Source organism: Ktedonobacter sp. SOSP1-85 (assembly GCF_016587415.1).
Taxonomy (GTDB): domain Bacteria; phylum Chloroflexota; class Ktedonobacteria; order Ktedonobacterales; family Ktedonobacteraceae; genus Ktedonobacter.
In genome coordinates, this window is record NZ_BNJI01000002.1 from 186643 (window position 1) to 203604 (window position 16962).

Sequence of the window (16962 nt, forward strand, 5' to 3'; positions counted from 1 at the left end):
TTTGCAAATTTACAGTATAAGATCCAAACTTCGCCACTTTGACGTAATTATTCGCCTAAAAATGGTACTCAAACAAAATTTTCTCGGGAAATCGATCATTTTCTGAGTTCACCTAAAAAAGGCGTAACTATTCAGGTTCACGAGAAGGAGGGAAAGAGAGGAGCACCAGCGAGCACCGTTTCAAGAGCAGTGAGCAGGCGGTGGCCTTGTTTGCGCATGGTGGAAACGTAACTGCGCAGACGGCAAAAGGCATCAGCCCCTTGGACGGAGCGGAAACAGCCAGAGATTTTTTGTTGCACCTTGAGCATCCGTAGGTCCCGTTCGGCCAGATTGTTATCAAAAGGCACACGAAAATCACGCACGAAGGCCAGCACAGCATCAGCATGGATGCGAAGCCGATCTAAAAGGTTGCGTGCTGGGTGTTGCTTGGATTTGCCTCGTTTGCCTGATCGAGCGAGAGGCGGGGCCGGAACTGATTGATAGCCTTGCTCAAGAATCTGCTGATAGTGCTCCATGAGAACCACTTGCATGGGCTCAGCAAAGGCGTTCCATCCTCGAGCTTTGGCCTGAGCAACAAGTTCACGCATCAACAGCAGCAGCACCTTCATCTCACTCGCCCAGAGCTGATGCTCTTCTTCGGCGAAGAAGGTTAGTTCTCGCAAGTGATGCACATTGCAGAGGGCATGGCCCTTGCCGTACGCCCAGTAGCTGCTCCAGCCATCATGCACGCTCAGCCCTTGCAAGCGCGAAGCGATGCCAATGGCTTGCAGGGCCTCTCGCCCACGCTTAGGATGATGCGCATAATGGGTGAGCTGAGGGGTTGAGACGACATGAACCCAGTGGCGTTTGCCTTGGACGTAGAGGCCGGTTTCATCTTGATTGACAACGTCCTGGGTGATGAGCGCTTCTTTGAGGGCCTCTTCAACGGGTTCAAGGCTCTGGTGAGCACGGATGACAAAGCCCTCAATGCTTGCAACGGAAAGCCGATGCCCAAAGAGATCTTCAAGAACCTGGCTCACCCGAGCATAGGGCAACAATTGGACCTGGCTCAGATACACAGCCAAGGCTTGCAGAGAAGGTCCATATTGCACGGGTGCTCTGACTCCGACTGGAAAGTCGGCTCTGCAAAGCGCTCCACACTCAGGGCAGGCTACCTGCTGCACCTGATGCTCGGTCACCTGAAGGGGGTGAGATGGCAGATCGAGCACTTGTCGGCGTGCGGTGGGCCGGGCTGGCGTCAGACGCAGGTCACAGGAACAATGCTCACACTGCATTGGGCGATGAACCACGATCTGGTCTGGGTCGTGCCGTTGCAGCAACGAACGGCCTTGATGACCAGACTGCCCACCAGGACGCTTGCCGCTGCGCTCACGTCCAGAGCGAGGACGACGCGCAAAGCGGTCAGAAGAAGGAGGCAGGCCACTGTTATGGCTGTCTTTCTTCTGCTGGCACTCCAACTCGTGAATGCGTTCTTTCAAGCGCGTATTTTCTTGGAGGGCTTCATCCAATGCACGACGCACCGTGGTGAGTTCTTGGATCAGCCAGTCGATTTGAGCATCTCGGTCCATATGCAGAGCGTACCTGATTTCTTGTGCACAATGCAAGTCTTTTTAGAGAACCTGAATAGTTACGAAAAGGCGAGGTTATAAGTCAGGAGTGGCGAAGTTATGAATCTTACGCAACCTTGCTGATGAGTAATGTGGTATACTAAAAAGTTGAACATTTTTTCGCTTTTTTAGAGCTTTTTTGAGGATTCAAAAACCATTCTATGATCATTTTTCCAGACCTTCCTCACGTCGAAGTAGAAGGAGTAGAAATAGCTGAGGAGATCACCCTGACCTTACGGACGACCTCCCCAACTGCTCCTTGCCCCTCATGTGGGACCGTATCTTCGCGCATCCAAAGTCTCTATTCACGTGCACTCCGTGATCTTCCTTCGGTTGGACGTCCGCTTCGTCTCATTCTGCATGTGCGTCGTTTCTTTTGCAAAAAGAATACCTGTGCGCAAAAGATCTTCGTTGAACGGCTTCCAGAGCTTTGTCACCCTCACGCTCAGCGCACCAAACGGCTCCAAAAGGCCCTCTGTGAGCTCGGACTCAAAATCGGGGGCCAAGCCGGAGCGGATGTGGGAAGTGAGTTGGGCATCAGCGGAAGTCGCGATACCATCTTGCGTCTGGTTCGCCAATCACACCCGTCAGCTCAATCAGCCCCACACGTTATTGGGCTGGACGACTGGGCACGCAGGCGCAGGCTGCGCTATGGAACCCTGATCTGTGATCTGGAATTGGGCCTGCCCATTGACCTGCTTCCCGACCGCTCGGTCAAAACGGTCTCCACCTGGCTGCTCAAGCATCCCTCCATCAAGGTGGTTAGCCGCGATGGGTCCTCGGAATATGCGTCAGCTATTCAAAAAGGGGCCCCCAAGCTGTACAGGTAAGTGACCGCTGGCATTTGGTGAAGAATCTAGCTGCATGTGTCTCAGTGCAATTGACCCAAAGCCTGACGCAACTGCGTCGTGCTGAGCAGACAGAAGCCAAGACCCTCGACGGGCAGCAACCCTCACCTGAACGTCAAAGTCATCCCAGGACACGCGCTGAGAAACGAGCACAACACGCTCGTCAAGCGGAGCGAACAACTCGTTACGAGCAGATGATGGCACTGCAACAGCAAGGGATGAAAAGCATTGAGATTGCGGCTCACATGGGTATGGCACCACGAACCGTTCGGGAGTGGCTTGATCGCGGAGATATTCCTTATTCCGGTTCTCGCAAGCCTCGAACACGTCTCATCGATCCCTACAAGACCTATCTCCTGGAACGCTGGCAACAAGGGTGCCGCCAGGGAGTACAACTGGAAAGAGAACTGAGAGCAAAAGGGTATAAAGGATCACCACGAGCCATCTATCGCTACCTGGAGACGGTAGATGCGTTGAGCTTTTCTGCCCGCAAAAGCGGTTCCCAATTAGCGACGAAACCACTCAATCCCCTCTTGACTCTCTCGGCACCACAGGCCACCTGGCTCTTTTTCCGCAAACATGAGGATTTGAAGGAAGAAGAACGGGAGACCCTTCAACAGTTAAGGCAGATGAGCCCACACCTTGAGACCGCCTACCAACTGGTAGAGATGTTTCTTCACATGGTCCGTGAGCGTACAGGAGAACAGCTTGACGCCTGGCTGGCAGCGGTGAAAGCCAGCCATCTTGAAGCGTTTGAGTCCTTTGTGACGGGTGTGCAACAAGACAAAGATGCCGTTCTTGCGGGATTGACGTTACCTTGGAGCAATGGTCCTTTGGAAGGAAATGTGAATCGGCTTAAGCTCATCAAAAGAAGTATGTATGGTCGCGCCGAAATCGATCTGCTCAAGCTTCGTGTGCTCCATCACAGCAAAAAGAGTCAGGAGAGAAAAAGGAAGCAAAAACAACAAGTGGCTCATTTGAAGAAACCGAAGAGTATGAAAAATGGCGTAATTTCCCAGCATACCACAACTGCGATCAGCAAGGTTGCGTAAGAATCAAGTTATGGTCTTTTTGACAAGGTCTTTGTAACCTGAAACGTTTGAGGTGCATACTTTTTGGCATCCTCGATCAATTCCTGGCGCGTTTGCTCATTCAAAAAACCCGCTAGCGGCAGCATATGGGAAAAACGGCTCATCTGGGCAGCCAGCAAGGCCCACCCTTGAATAACAGGGACATGTTGTCTAAGACCGTCCTCAACGGAAAGCCCGAAAACAGCAGGCCGATAAAAAATGAAACCCTCAACCAGCTTAGCGGGCTGATAAAAACGCGTAAAGTACGCGCTGTTTCCACCATACCAGTCTGTCTTTAGCTCTTTGATATTGTCCCAGGGAGTGTAGACCTTATAACCAAGGCCATTCAGTATCACACCCTGTGGGGAGGTTATCAGGCGCATGCGCCGAAAGCCAAGAAAGACCAGAACGCCAAGCACTGCCATAATGCCCGCCCCAAAAAGGAACACGATACGTGATCCTATATCGATAGCCATGCGCAAAGACAGCACAAGGAATACCGCGCCAAAACCAAGACCAAGGGCAAGAATAAACAGGTGCGCAACTAGCAATATGCTGTTCTGCTTATAGACTTTTTGTGGGACCAATGCTGAGGAATCAGTTTGAACCATTTTGTGTCTCTCCTTTAAGTTCATAATTTTCATTTAAGACCCGATTGACAAATAGAGGGCTTTTCTCTGTGAAAAAAACGCTGAACAGTGTACAAGCCAAATGGTAGGATTGGGATTAGCACACAACGTAGCTGCCTCCAGATCTTTCAGTTGTTGCCTCCAGATCTTTACGGGTCTGGAGGCAGTTATCTATGTCCAGTAAATGCTTCGAGGAATGAATCTTATTCGGGTTTCCAGACGTGGACCGTGTGGTCGGCGCTGGCAGAGGCGATATATTGACTATCAGGAGACCAGACGACCGAGTAAACATAATCTGTATGGGCAGTGTAGGCGTAGACATGGGTCTTGTTTGGGTCCCAGACCTGGACAGTTTTGTCGTAACTGGCCGAGGCGATGCGTTTGCCGTCAGGAGACCAGGCAATGCTACTGACACTCCCTTTATGTTGACTAAAAACGGTGCTTGTCTGACCTGTCTGCGCGTTCCAGATGCGAACAGTCTGGTCATCACCGCCCGAGGCGATCTGCTTACCATCAGGAGACCAGGCGAGTGCGTATACGCGACCATTGTGCCCTTTATAGGTCTGTGCGAGGCTGCCGTTTGAAGCATTCCAGATCTGAACGGTGCCGTCATAACTGGCGGAGGCAATAAGCTTACCATCGGGCGACCAGGCAATACTGGTGACGTAGTTGGTGTGTCCCTGGTAGGTGCGAATGGGGTCGCCTGTTAATGCGTTCCAGATCTGGACGGTTTTGTCATAGCCTGCTGAGGCGATGTATTTTCCATCAGGTGACCAGGCAATGGAGAGGATCGCATCTTTATGGCCTTTATATGAAATGACCCTATCTCCACTTGTCGCGTTGATAACGTCAACAGTGTAACTGTTCCCTCCGCTGGCTACATACTTACTGTCAGGCGACCAGGCAACGGCATTAACAATAGCATAGTCCTGAAAACTTGCCTGTTTCTTCCCTGTTTCCGCGTTCCAGATTTGCACACTATCATCATTGAGGCCACCAGAAGAGGCGATGAGTTTCCCATTAGGAGACCAGGCAACCTGCCAGACGACTGAGGTATGCCCGGTGTAGGTATACGGTTTGATGGTAAGTTGGGGAACCGCAGGCATATTGCTCTTCGATGTAGTGCTATTGCTATGCTGGAAACGCGGTATAACGAAAACAACGAGACCCCCTCCGATGATTGCCAGGAGGAGAAACATGCAGATGATCGTGATAATGAGACCCGTTCGTGAGCGCTTGCGTAATACTCCAGGTGTATTTGTCGATGGTACGGTGTTGTATCCTGCGTATGCTTGTGACGCGACACCAGAGCCATTGTGGGGTATTGGTGTAGGATAGTATGGTTTACCACAATTAGAGCAGAAGGTCGCGTTTGGAGCCAGGGCAGTTCCACAGTTGGCACATACGCGCCCAGACGTTTGAATCATGACCCATATCCTTTCAAAGTATGTCTGTCGTTTTGGCTGCTTGCGCTTGATCACTTCTGATGAATGGAAGAGAGCGAGAAAATCTTTACAAGAGCAAGTATGGCATAGAAATTTGCTCAACAAGTATAGCAACTGTTTGGCGTTTATAAGGCAAGAGTGTAGAAAAGACATGTTGGTGCAAAGATGCCGGAAGAGGAAGGACTATGCGCATGGAAGATGCAAAAGCGAGGGTCAAATCCACGAAAAAGCGTTCCGAGAAAGCGATGCCAAATCAACAGTTAAAGGAGGCACGCCAGATGCGTGGTTGGTCCCAGCAATATGTAGCTGACCAGATTGGTGCTGACTACTACTACCTGAGTCGCTGGGAGCGTGGCACCACTTCGCCAAGCCCTTACTACCGGCAGAAACTCTGCGAACTTTTCGGGAAAAATGCCTATGAATTGGGATTCCTGCAAGAGAAATCTGTTGAAGAGGAGTTCGAAGGGGCAGTCGAGTCTGGAACGCTTCAACCCACACGAACGGAAGATATGCTGTATTCCTTCGTACTGCCTGCTACGGGTGAGCCTCTTGGCCGGGATGAAATCCTTGCTTCGCTGACAGCACAACTCTGTTTGGAACCCGCCCAGCGAATGGTGGCACTTTATGGACTGCCTGGTGTCGGTAAAACGACGTTGGCGGCGGCACTATTCACGCAAAGCAGGATTCTCGATCATTTTAGCGATGGCTTCCTATGGGCAAGCGTGGGGACACAGCCCAACCCTCTTGCTGTCTTTAGCCGCTGGGGGCGTCTTCTGGGCATCTCTGACGCCGAGGCTGCAAGGTTAACAAGTATTGAAGCATGGTCACAGACGTTACATCTGGCGATTGGGAGCCGTCGTATGCTGATTGTTATTGATGATGTTTGGCGAAGCGAAGGCGCGCTGGTCTTCAAAATCGCTGGAGCGCATTGTGCATATGTGTTTACCACGCGCTTCTCAACGGTCGCGATCCAGATAGCAGGAACGGGTGCGGTGGCAGTGCCGGAGTTGCCGGAGTCGGTGAGCCTGTCATTGTTGGAGCGCCTGGTTCCGGGCCTGGTAGCCTGCGAACCGCAGGCTGCACACAATCTTATACGTTCAGTGGGTGGGTTACCACTTGCCCTAACACTGGTGGGTAAATATTTGCAAGTAGAAATGCATAGTGGTCAGCCACGTCGCCTCTTTACCGCGCTGGCGCGTTTGCACACAGCCGAGGAGCGGCTGCGCTTAAGTGCTCCCCAGGCGCTCTACGAACGTTCTCCATCATTATCTCGCAATGAACCCATTACCTTGCAGTCCATTCTCGCGGTGAGCGATCAACTTTTGCCTGCCAAGGCGCAAGAGGCTCTGCGCGCCCTCGCCGTCTTTCCGGCTAAACCCGATACCTTTTCAGAGGAGGCTGCGCTTGAGGTGAGTCACACTTCAACCGGCACGCTCGATGTCTTGAGCGATATGGGGTTGATAGAGAGTGTCGGTATCGGGCGCTATACATTGCACCAGGTCATAGCGGATTACGCGCGTGTCCATCAGCGGACACAGGTTCCATACTATCGCCTGGTTGCCTACTTTATTCAGTTTGTGACCGTCCAGGAGACCGACTATGAACTTATGGAATTGGAGAGCAACAACATCCTGGCGGCGCTGGAGGCTGCGGCCACTTTGGGCTTGCACGCGGACTTTATTACACTTACACACGCGAGTATGCGCTTCTGGGTTGAACGCGGATTGTACGCGCTTGCCATGACGTACCTGGAAAAAGCCAGGGAGTTTGCCGAACTTGAACAGGATACACCGACACTTCTACGTACGCTCCTTCACCTGGGAAATGTCGCATTGAAGCAAGGGAAGTATGATCAGGCCTCTCAGCAACTGCAACAGGGACTCGTATTGATGCAGGGAGACGAGGATTGGGAGTTGACCTGTGATGTGCAGATACTCCTGGGGCGCACGGCTCTCTTTCAATGTCAGTACCAGTCAGCCGATGCGTATTTGCAGCAAGGAGTATTACTTGCGCGTCAGCATGGCGATACGCAACGACTTGGTGCTGCATTGAGATCGCTAGGGGCCGGGGCAAATGAGCAGGGCCAATATGCGTTGGCCACAACCTACTTCAAAGAGAGCCTGGACCTGGTTCGTCAGGGGCAGGATGTTGCGTTGCTGATTGAATTGTTGTCGGGTATGGGGCAGAATGCAAGCTATCAGGGAGACTACGCGCAGGCAGAAGCCTACTGGCAAGAGGCGCTTGTGCTTGCTCGTAAGATTGGGTATCGGCATGCACTATCGATCTTGTTAGGGAATTTAGGCGCGACAGGTATGGAGCAGGGACGATATGCGCAGGCGGAAGCCTATTTACGAGAAGCTCTGGCGAACTCACGCCAGATGGAAAATCGAGAGTTTGCCTGCTCTGATCTGGGGAATTTAGGTGCCCTGTTTCTGGAACAGGAAGATTATAGCCAGGCACATCGCTATCTTCAGGAAGCGCTGGATCTGACGCGTCAGACAAAGAATACCTGGTTGCTTTGTGGGGTACTGAATTATTGGGGTGAACTGCATCTTCGATGCCCGGACCTGGATATCAGCGTCGCAGAGGCTGCATTTCGGGAGGTCTATGAACTCGCGTCGGTTGGCTTGCAGGAGTATAAGGCCGAGGCGCTCTTTGGTCTGGGACGTGTGGCCTTGCTTCAGGGAAATGTCTATGACGCTTGTAAACTGGGCCAGGAGAGCCTTGCTATTCTTGACGTTATCGGAAATCGCACACGTACGAAAGTCGCTCAATGGCTCAAGACATTACCAGTTCAAGAGACCGAGATCGAATAATGCCTCTGACACTATTTGATCTCGATCTCTTACGTGCAAAAAACAGATGCGATTAGGAATTTGAGGCGGCATCAGCCAACCCACAACAGACGTAATCTCACGGACACAACGTGCTGCCCAAACGATGGGTGATGGCATGATTGTCTCATACGAAAGACTGGTATACACAGCACAAGAGGTAATAAGTATGAATGAATCGTTCAGTTCGCGCAAAATGAAAAAAGTCACATCTCTGACTAACCAGGAAGGAGACCATATCCAATGCAGCACAACGAGCCTCGCCCTATGCCTATCAATATATTTTTCTGTTACGCTCGCGAAGATGAAGTGTGGCTGAACAAACTCAAAGCTCACTTGATATCACCTTGTGGTGAAGCCAATCGTGAACGAGAATAACTGTTTCAAGGAGATGGAGGGATTGGTATGATCATTATCCCTGAAGAACGCTTTGTGGAGTCGCCCTATATCGAGTGGGTCGCCCATGGATATACGGTTGCGGATGGTCTTACAATGCGTCCGGCAGGATATAACTGGCATCTCATCTTTACGCGACACGAAGGTGTCCTGCGAACCTTAGTCGTGGGCGCATTGGAGGCGGCAAGGCCGCTCAGCTATGTGGCAGGGGCAGAGACCCTGTGGATACGATTCAAGGTCGGGACGTTTCTGCCCCATCTGCCTGCAACAGATACCCTCAATCGGGAGATAACCCTGTCAGAAGGCAGTGGGGACAATTTCTGGTTGGAGAGTAAAGTTTGGGAAATCCCAACCTTTGAAAACGCAGAGACCTTCGTGAAACATCTGGTGCGAACAGGCGCGGTGACCTGTGATCCACTCATAGAAGCGGCGCTCCGTGACGAACTGGCTCCCACTTCGGCTCGTACCCTGCGATACCGCTTCCAACACAGCACCGGGCTAGGACAACATCACATCCGCCAGATAAAACGCGCTCAACGTGCGGTGGAACTCCTCCGCCAGGGGAATCCCATTCTAGACACTGCCCATGAACTGGGTTACGCCGATCAATCTCACCTGACCCACTCACTGAAGCGCTTCCTGGGCTCTACCCCTGGTGAGATAGTGGCTTCTCATGTCCTGCCAGGATAGTTTGCCGTTTTTTTCAAGACGTGAGTACCTACCCTGGCGTAAGATGCAGATGTTGCTGACAACACTCGATTTCAGCAAATGAAAGAGGGAAATGTCTGTGTCGTTGGAATCCAAGGTCTGCGTCATCACACGCGGATATACTCGCGAAGGAGCCAGAGTTTTTCTGGCAGATCGCACTCAATCGAAACGCGATCAGGTGGCGGATGAATGGCTCCGCCCTGCACTGTCGAATGCCAGGGTCACTGTTCGTCTCGTGCATGATTGCACTGCTATGGAGGGAATACATGTCCGATCTTGTGTGTGAACTCATCATCAGTCTCGACGGCTTTGCCCGAGGTCAGCGTTCACCTGCTTATTATGGCTATTTGGGTCCCGATTTTGCCGACTGGATCAAGACCAACACGGCGCTTCCGCATCGGATGCTCATCGGACGTCGGACCTACGAGGCTATGGAGGGAATACCCGCCGAAGTGCGGGACGAAGGATGGCAAAGGATGGCAACAACGCCGGGCTGGCTGTTCTCGCGCTCCCTGGAGGTGACAGACTGGCCGGGGCTGAAAATCGTCCGCGATGACTTGGTGGGCTTTGTGCGCGAACTGAAACGCACAGACGGCCCCGAGTTGCGGACCCTGGGTAGCATGTCGCTGGTCCGGCAACTGCTCGCGTCTGGCCTGGTGGATCGCCTCAAACTCGTCGTCTGCCCCCTGGTTCTGCCGCAAACGGGCATGGAACCGACCTTTGAAGGGCTGCCAGACACCGGCTTCGACTTACTCTCGTCCAGGGTTCTTGATGGGCGCGTCCTGCTTCTAGAGTATCGGCCAACAGGGGCACCGCCATATAACCCTTAAGGAAAACTGCGACTCTTCCAGCCGTCTTGTCCTGCTTGCGACATCTTCCATGGACAAAATGACACCTATCCTGACCTCTCAGTCCGCTTGAGGCGAGAAGCACACGTCGGCAAGCGGATTGCCAAGGGCAACAGCACTTACGGTCAGGATAGGTGTCTCGGCTCTCATGGAAATAGAAGGAAACAATCAAGGCAAGAAGCCACTTTAAGAGTGTGTGGGGTCACTATATTGGTCAGTGATATGGCCAGGTATTACTTCGAGGCACAGCAAACTCCTGCAACCGAACCATTTTCTCAGCACTGACCATTTGGAGCAGGCCATCTTGGATTTCATGGCCTCAGACTTTTTCACATCTCTTTAAATCTTATGCGCGGCGTCAGGCGCGCCAGTGCGGACCGCTGTTGCCTGGGGTAGTGCGTGCCCGCTGCACAGCAGGCACGCACTACCCCAGGTGCAGAACCGCCTTGCCGGTGAACTGTCGTTGCAGCAAGCGTTGCGCGATATCAGCAACATCGTGCCAGGAAGCCTCAACCTCAATGGGCGTACGCAGCTTTTGCGCTGCCACCTGCTGCGCCAGCCAGGCCAGATCTTCAGCGGCTGCACGCTGGCGTAATTCTATATACATTCTCAGCCCGTAGAGGTTCACGCCCCCGGTAGCATTGGCTTTGCTGAGATCAATGGTCACCTCTGGCGATACCGACCAGCCCAGCGAGACACAGGTTCCCCCCGGTGCTATCAATGTGAGTGCGCTCGCCAGAGCCTGTCCACCCAGCGACTCGATAACCAGGTGGTACGGGCCATAAGCACGCGCCGGCTCAAGATCTTCCCCCACGACCACCTCATCGGCTCCCGCCTCGCGAACGAGCCCCGCGTTGCGCGCCTGACGAGAAGTTCCGACAACATAAGCACCGCTTTGCCGGGCTAGCTGGTGCGCGAAGAGCCCCACACCACCGGTGGAACCGGTAATCAGCACGCGCTTATTCAGTAAAAGTCCACCTTTCTCAAGGGCACGCAGCGCCGTGAGGCCAGCAACAGGCAGGGTCGCGGCCTGAGCAAACGTCACGCCATCAGGAAGCACAGCCAGCGCGTGCGTAGGAACCGCGACCTGCTCAGCCCAGGCGCCTGAAACAGGCATAGGCATGCCCACAACCCGGCTGCCGACCTGTGGTCCTGTCCCATCGGCCGCCTGCTGGATCACCGTTCCAGCCAGATCCCAACCGGGCCGCCAGCCCGCTTCAGCCGTCATAGCGCGCATCACTTCACCGCGATTCAAAGAAACGGCCTCAACCTGAATAAGCGCCTGCCCGGGACCCGGCTCGGGCGCTGCGACCTCCCTGATGGCCAGCCGCCCCGCAACATCAGGATCAACAACGATCGCACGTATAGAACTCATGGAACGCTTCCCTTTCGTTTACAGACCATTCCGCCTGGTTTCAGACAGCGCCTGGGCGAAATAGCCTTCTACATAATACTATGACGGCATAATAATAACAGAAAAAAAGAGGCTATGCGTGTTCATCTGCTGGCGAAAGCGAGCAGCGCGCGACATTGGCTGCCGCCTGATCGAGCAGGCGCTGAAAGAGCAACTGTTCAGCCTGACTCATCCCCTGCACCATACAAGCATCGAGATCTTGCAAGATCTGCGCAGCTGGTTCCCCAAGAGTGCGCCCCTTTTCCGTCAGATACACCCGCGAGATGCGTGCATCCTCAGCATCCTCACGACGGATCAGCAGCCCCTCTTTCTCCATACGCTGCACCATCTTAGCCACCGTACCAATCTCGACCTTGAGCCGCGCTGCGAGCTGCGACTGCGAAAGGCCATCGTCCTCCAATAGGCGGAAAATGACATGCTCCTGACCCGTGTACAGGCCGATCCGCTGACAACGTACGCCCGACTGCTGGCGGTGTCCCTTAGCAAGCCGGACCAGGGACATACTGATACTCCCTTGCAGATACGTTGCGATTGGTTCTTTCATAGACAACCCCTGTTATTATTATGCCGTCTAATTAATAATAATAATAGGTGAGAGGGAGTGCTGTCAACCCCTCTCCGAATAAATCGGAGAGAGAAAACCTGCATTCAGATCAGTCAGATCAGTTTGAGAAGCTTTTCAGCGTTTATTTCAAAATGCTCTTCTAGCGTAATGATCTTCATCTATCTTCTCCTTTTACCTGCTCTGCTGGGAGCAATTCGGCCTAGTCTGGCGTGCACAGGCTGCGCTTCCGGCTCCCCTCTATGCGCGCGTCAATTCCTCAAATAGATCAATATCCTTGCGCACAATGTCCAGGCTGGAGCGCCAGAAGGCGGCGGAGCGCACATCAATGCCGAAGCGTGCGGCCAGCGTGGCAGCATCTCCCAGTCCCGTCGAGGAGAGCAGGTCATCATAACCGATCTTGAAGCTTTCTGAATCTTGCTGGTAACGAGCATAAAGACCGAGACCAAAGAGCAAGCCGAACATATACGGGTAGTTGTAGAACGAGAGGTGTAACCAGTAATAGTGCGGCTTCATGGCCCACATGTAGGGGTGTAACAGGTTCTCGTCCAGCCCGTCGCCATAGGTCTCCTTCTGCGCTTCTACCATCAGTTCGTTGAATTCATTCTCGGAAAGTTCGCGCTGCTTGCGACGCTCGAAGACACGGCTCTCAAAGAGGAAGCGGCTGGTGATGTCCACGACGGCTTGGCACGAGCGATGGAGCGAGGACTCCAGAATGGCGATCTGCTCCTCTCTGTCGGCCCTGGCCAGGGCGGCGTGGGTAATAATGGTTTCGCAGAAGATGCTGGCGGTCTCAGCCAGCGTCAAGGGTGTCTCTTTCTGGAGCGCGGTGCGCGTGGCCAGATGAAGCTCGTGATAGCCGTGACCAAGTTCGTGGGCCAGCGTGCTGACGCTGTTGAACGAGGTCTGAAAGTTCAGGAAGACGCGCGATTCGTCCCGGCGCAGGGGCACGCAGTAAGCGCGATCAACTTTGCCGGGCCGTGGTTCAGCGTCGATCCAGTTCTCGCGAAACGCGCGGACTGCGAAGTCCGAGAGACGCTGCGAGTAGGTGCCGAACTTTTCAACAATAAAGTCACGGGCCTCGTCAAAATTCCAGGTCTGCTTTTCCTTGCTTACGGGCGCGCCAAGGTCGTACCAGGCAAGCTTTTCCAGACCGAGCACACGAGCCTTGGCGCGCAGATAGCGATGAAAATCGGGGAAGGACTCGCACGTGGCAGTCAGCATAGCTTCGAGTGTGGCCTGATCGATGCTGGAGTCAAAGAGCGATGCGTCGAGCGGCGAGTTCCAGCCCCGGCGGCGCGAGAGCGTATTGACGTGGCCTTTGATGCCATTGAGCGCGGCGGCCAAGGGTACGGCGGCTTTCTTCCAGCTAGCCAGTTCGGCTTCATAAGCCACGCGGCGTGTTTCGCGGTTGGGATCAAAGGCCAAGGTGCGCACGACGCTCATGGGCAATTCCTGACGCTCACCCTGCACCTCGATGGGCACGAGCATTTGTGAGGTGATGTCGCCATGCAATTTCTCCCAGCCCGCACCGCTGCTCAATTTGAGTTCAGCGGCCAGATTCTCTTCGACGGGCGACATAAGGTGCCGCGCTTGCTCGCCGGCTTTGTGGAGCATGTAGGCGTGCTCACGAGCTAGTTGTGAGCAGGCAATCAAGCCTTGCACATCGAGCGAGCCGATCCAGGCGGTGTAGCGCGTGACAAGTTGCGAGAGGTTGACCGCCTGCTGCTGAAATTCACTGTAACGGGCCCGAGCGAGCGTGTCCTGCGTGTTGGTGGTGACGAAGCAGCCCAGGTAGGTACCCAGGGTGGTCGTTTCCTCCAGCACATCGTTATAACGCGTCGTCACTTCCTCAAACGTTTGCGCTGTCGCGTCATCGAGTTCTGAGGCTTCCCGAGCCTGGATGCTATGTGCATCGAAAAGCTGAACAAGGTCGGCTACTTGCTGCGCGAAATGGGCAAAGCCCTGGTGAAATTCGGGCGAGTCCAGGCCCGGGTAGACCACACTCATGTCCCAGCGTGGGGGCGTCTTGGTCGTACTCATAAGGAAACCTCTTTGTTCGTATCATCCTTCTCTTCAGAGTGCGGATATCATTCGAGATACCCACACTGCCGTGAGCAACTGCGAATGATCTCTCGCTTGTGTCGGAGGCGCTCTCTGGATCGCGACTGTAATGCACACCAAACGTTTTCTCAATTACTTTTGCCACCCGTTTTGCGGTCCACACATCACCGCGAAACCTGTAGGCTGGCGCTCCTTTCGCTAGCAACTCTGGGATCTGAGCAAGCTCGTCCACCGTTAAGCGAGGGGATGCGCCTTTGGAATGATGCGCTTTCAACGCTTCTTCTCCCCCTTCTCTGCCCCGTTTCATCCACTGACTCATAGTGCTCTCGTTTACTCCTAAAGCGTAAGCAATGTCCTTTTGTCGCCATCCGTGTTGTTTCAGTTCCCAGGCGCGTTTACGCCGTTCTTCTCGCCAATCGGCTTTTCTCGGTACTCCCATCTTCTCATGGTATCACAGTTTACTTGCCTATGTCGAGATCAGTAGGTGCAAAGCCTATAAGGAGTTTCTTTGTCGAAGTAGGGCATAGTTATCGTAGTGGTTTGACTACTATCGGAGAAAGCGGCCAGTCTGGCGACGACTCACGTGCCATGCTGTTGCCACAAAGAGGATACCCTCAATCGTAAAGTTCATTCCTCCAAGCAAGAAGTAGCTAAGCCCTTTTTCGAAAGTGGGCTGAAAAAAGGATGAATACACATAGGCGGCTCCATAGAGCATCATGCCAACACCCACTGCCCAGGTAGCAATCAGGAGCATCCAATGCACGGGGCGCTGTGTTTTTGGCCGCACGAGGGCGACAACCACTCCCAGGATACAGATGCCAGCACCAAACAGAGCAACTCCAAGCTCCTGGGCAATGACCCATTCATATATCGTAAACCCGATCATTCCCATGTACGCCAATATGAGGGTAACCATCTGCATGTAGCCTTGACTCATCCAGCGAAATCGCCAAATTAACGCCAGCGGGAACAGCGCTGCTGCGGTAAACAAGAGAAGCGAAAGGGTCCAACTGAGTACATACAACCAGGGTTCGTGGACAAACTGGCTTTCACCATTGATAGATTCCCCACTCATGAAGAAATAGAGATGGATGGCGACAAACCACAGCCCCCAGGCGCAGGCAGCATATCCTATCCATACGTTCCAGCGCGCGATCCGAGAGGATGAAGCGCCTGCTTGATGCTTTGTTATCTTGATCATATCGGTCTTCCTTTCCGTGAAAACGAAGCTGGATTTGATGATAAATGAATATACTTCAATGTTTCTGCTGGGAGAAAAAATTCGCCCTTGTTATGAGATGAGTGCGATTTCGGTTAGCACAGGGTAATGATCGCTGGGATAGATGGGAGGAGCCGCTCAACTCTATTTGCCGGCGCAGGAGGAAGCGGATGAGACGCACCTTCAAAGCCCAAACGCCCACCATAGGCCCAATAAATGTGAAATGCAATAAAGATGACAACCCAGAGAAACGCAGCATACGCGGCCCACGCTCTGTGTACCTGCACTGGCGATCCATTAAAGGATCTTTTTTGATGGGAAACCATTTGTCGCAAATATCTTTCTCAGGAGCTCTTTGTGTGTGTAAGAGAAGCATATGGCCGAATCAACTCCTCTGACACGTGCCAGAGACGTTTGCGCACTGCCACGTCATAGGAACGCTTGGAGGATGGTGTTTGCTTGCACTTGGAGAAGTACTTCCCACTTACTCCCTCCACCTCGGGCGAGGTTGCCAGGTAGAGTGTCGTCTGCGCTCCTTTTTCCGCACTTGTTCCCACCAAATTGTTGAACGTTCCAATGAGACGCACCAAGCCTCTCAGGTTATCATTGAAGTTGGTGGCGACCGCTCCTGGATGGAGCGCATTCACGGTGATGCCCGTCCCTTTGAGTCGGTCGGCCAGTTCGTAGGTGTAATAGAGTTGCGCCAGCTTGGAATCAGCATAGGCTCTTGAGGGGCTATATCGTCGTTCGCCTTGCAAATTTGCAAAATCAATTTGCCCGAGGGTATGCCCAGCGGAGCTGACATTGATGATGCGCGCAGGGACGCTGGCCTTGAGTGTATCCAGCAGCAATTGGGTGAGCAGGAATGGAGCCAGGTAATTAGTGGCAAAGGCGTACTCCAATCCGTCAGGGGTCATTTCCCGTTCACTCTTCAATCCCCCTGCGTTATTGATCAACACGTGAAGCTGCGTGTATTTTTGTGTAAACGAGCTTGCGGCGCGGCGCACCTGGGAAAGCTCAGAGAGGTCGGCGACAATCAGGTCCACCTGCGCATTTCCGCTCGCCGCTTTGATCTCTGCCTGTGCGGCTTCACCTTTCGCGCGATTGCGGCAGAGCATCACCACCGTCGCGCCCATCCTGGCCAGTTCTCTGGCCGTTGCCTTCCCAATCCCCGAACTGCTCCCTGTCACCAGACACACTTTTCCTTGCATGTTTATTGTTGCCATGATAGATATCTCTCCGATCTTGGAAACTGAAACACATTTCATCCACGATCTCAAACGTGTGGATGAGAGAAATGACCATTGAACGTATCATG

At 53.3% G+C, this 16962-nt stretch carries 14 protein-coding genes; 5 read left to right on the forward strand and 9 right to left on the reverse strand.

Features of this window, described 5'->3' with window-relative positions; genetic code table 11:
* Window positions 1-137 precede the first annotated feature (137 nt).
* Window positions 138-1568, reverse strand: a complete 1431-nt coding sequence (locus tag KTE_RS29085; protein WP_201387612.1) for an IS66 family transposase — start codon at window positions 1566-1568, stop codon at window positions 138-140.
* A gap of 200 nt (window positions 1569-1768) precedes the next feature.
* On the opposite strand from KTE_RS29085, the gene KTE_RS29090 reads away from it, so the two are divergent.
* On the forward strand, window positions 1769-2437 hold the full coding sequence (locus KTE_RS29090) for an ISL3 family transposase (protein ID WP_201387614.1): 669 nt from the start codon (window positions 1769-1771) through the stop codon (window positions 2435-2437).
* Window positions 2438-2481: 44 nt separating this feature from the next.
* A complete protein-coding gene (locus tag KTE_RS29095; protein WP_201387616.1) occupies window positions 2482-3507 on the forward strand; it encodes a transposase in 1026 nt (341 codons plus the stop codon).
* Window positions 3508-3515: 8 nt separating this feature from the next.
* On the opposite strand, the gene KTE_RS29100 is transcribed toward KTE_RS29095, so the two are convergent.
* Window positions 3516-4136, reverse strand: coding sequence for a hypothetical protein (locus KTE_RS29100; protein ID WP_201387618.1), 621 nt, complete (start codon window positions 4134-4136; stop codon window positions 3516-3518).
* Window positions 4137-4357: 221 nt separating this feature from the next.
* On the reverse strand, window positions 4358-5581 hold the full coding sequence (locus tag KTE_RS29105) for a WD40 repeat domain-containing protein (protein WP_201391011.1): 1224 nt from the start codon (window positions 5579-5581) through the stop codon (window positions 4358-4360).
* A gap of 209 nt (window positions 5582-5790) precedes the next feature.
* On the opposite strand from KTE_RS29105, the gene KTE_RS29110 reads away from it, so the two are divergent.
* The 3 genes from KTE_RS29110 (at window position 5791) to KTE_RS29120 (ending at window position 10367) form a co-directional block, all read left to right on the forward strand.
* Window positions 5791-8415, forward strand: coding sequence for a helix-turn-helix domain-containing protein (locus KTE_RS29110; protein WP_201387620.1), 2625 nt, complete (start codon window positions 5791-5793; stop codon window positions 8413-8415).
* Between the two features lie 423 nt (window positions 8416-8838).
* The gene (locus KTE_RS29115; protein WP_201387621.1) at window positions 8839-9519 is read left to right on the forward strand and encodes a helix-turn-helix domain-containing protein; all 681 of its coding nucleotides are present in this window, start codon (window positions 8839-8841) and stop codon (window positions 9517-9519) included.
* A 284-nt stretch (window positions 9520-9803) separates the two neighbouring features.
* A complete protein-coding gene (locus tag KTE_RS29120; protein ID WP_201387623.1) occupies window positions 9804-10367 on the forward strand; it encodes a dihydrofolate reductase family protein in 564 nt (187 codons plus the stop codon).
* A 442-nt stretch (window positions 10368-10809) separates the two neighbouring features.
* Here the strand turns inward: KTE_RS29120 and KTE_RS29125 are convergent, their stop codons facing one another.
* The 6 genes from KTE_RS29125 to KTE_RS29145 all read right to left on the reverse strand — a co-directional run bounded on the left by KTE_RS29125 (window position 10810) and on the right by KTE_RS29145 (window position 16870).
* Window positions 10810-11760 (reverse strand): zinc-binding dehydrogenase, encoded by a 951-nt coding sequence (locus KTE_RS29125; RefSeq protein ID WP_201387625.1) that lies wholly within the window; start codon window positions 11758-11760, stop codon window positions 10810-10812.
* A 112-nt stretch (window positions 11761-11872) separates the two neighbouring features.
* On the reverse strand, window positions 11873-12343 hold the full coding sequence (locus tag KTE_RS29130) for a MarR family winged helix-turn-helix transcriptional regulator (protein ID WP_201387627.1): 471 nt from the start codon (window positions 12341-12343) through the stop codon (window positions 11873-11875).
* 258 nt (window positions 12344-12601) lie between these two features.
* Window positions 12602-14371, reverse strand: a complete 1770-nt coding sequence (locus tag KTE_RS29135; protein WP_236600876.1) for a M3 family oligoendopeptidase — start codon at window positions 14369-14371, stop codon at window positions 12602-12604.
* Window positions 14268-14864 carry a helix-turn-helix domain-containing protein gene (locus KTE_RS47985; protein WP_236600724.1) on the reverse strand — a complete coding sequence of 199 codons (597 nt, stop codon included), beginning with the start codon at window positions 14862-14864 and terminating at the stop codon, window positions 14268-14270. Before KTE_RS47985 ends, KTE_RS29135 begins: the two co-directional genes overlap by 104 nt.
* Window positions 14865-14972: 108 nt before the next feature.
* Window positions 14973-15626 carry a hypothetical protein gene (locus KTE_RS29140; RefSeq protein ID WP_201387631.1) on the reverse strand — a complete coding sequence of 218 codons (654 nt, stop codon included), beginning with the start codon at window positions 15624-15626 and terminating at the stop codon, window positions 14973-14975.
* 362 nt (window positions 15627-15988) lie between these two features.
* Window positions 15989-16870 carry an SDR family oxidoreductase gene (locus KTE_RS29145; RefSeq protein ID WP_201387633.1) on the reverse strand — a complete coding sequence of 294 codons (882 nt, stop codon included), beginning with the start codon at window positions 16868-16870 and terminating at the stop codon, window positions 15989-15991.
* Between the last annotated feature and the right edge of the window lie 92 nt (window positions 16871-16962).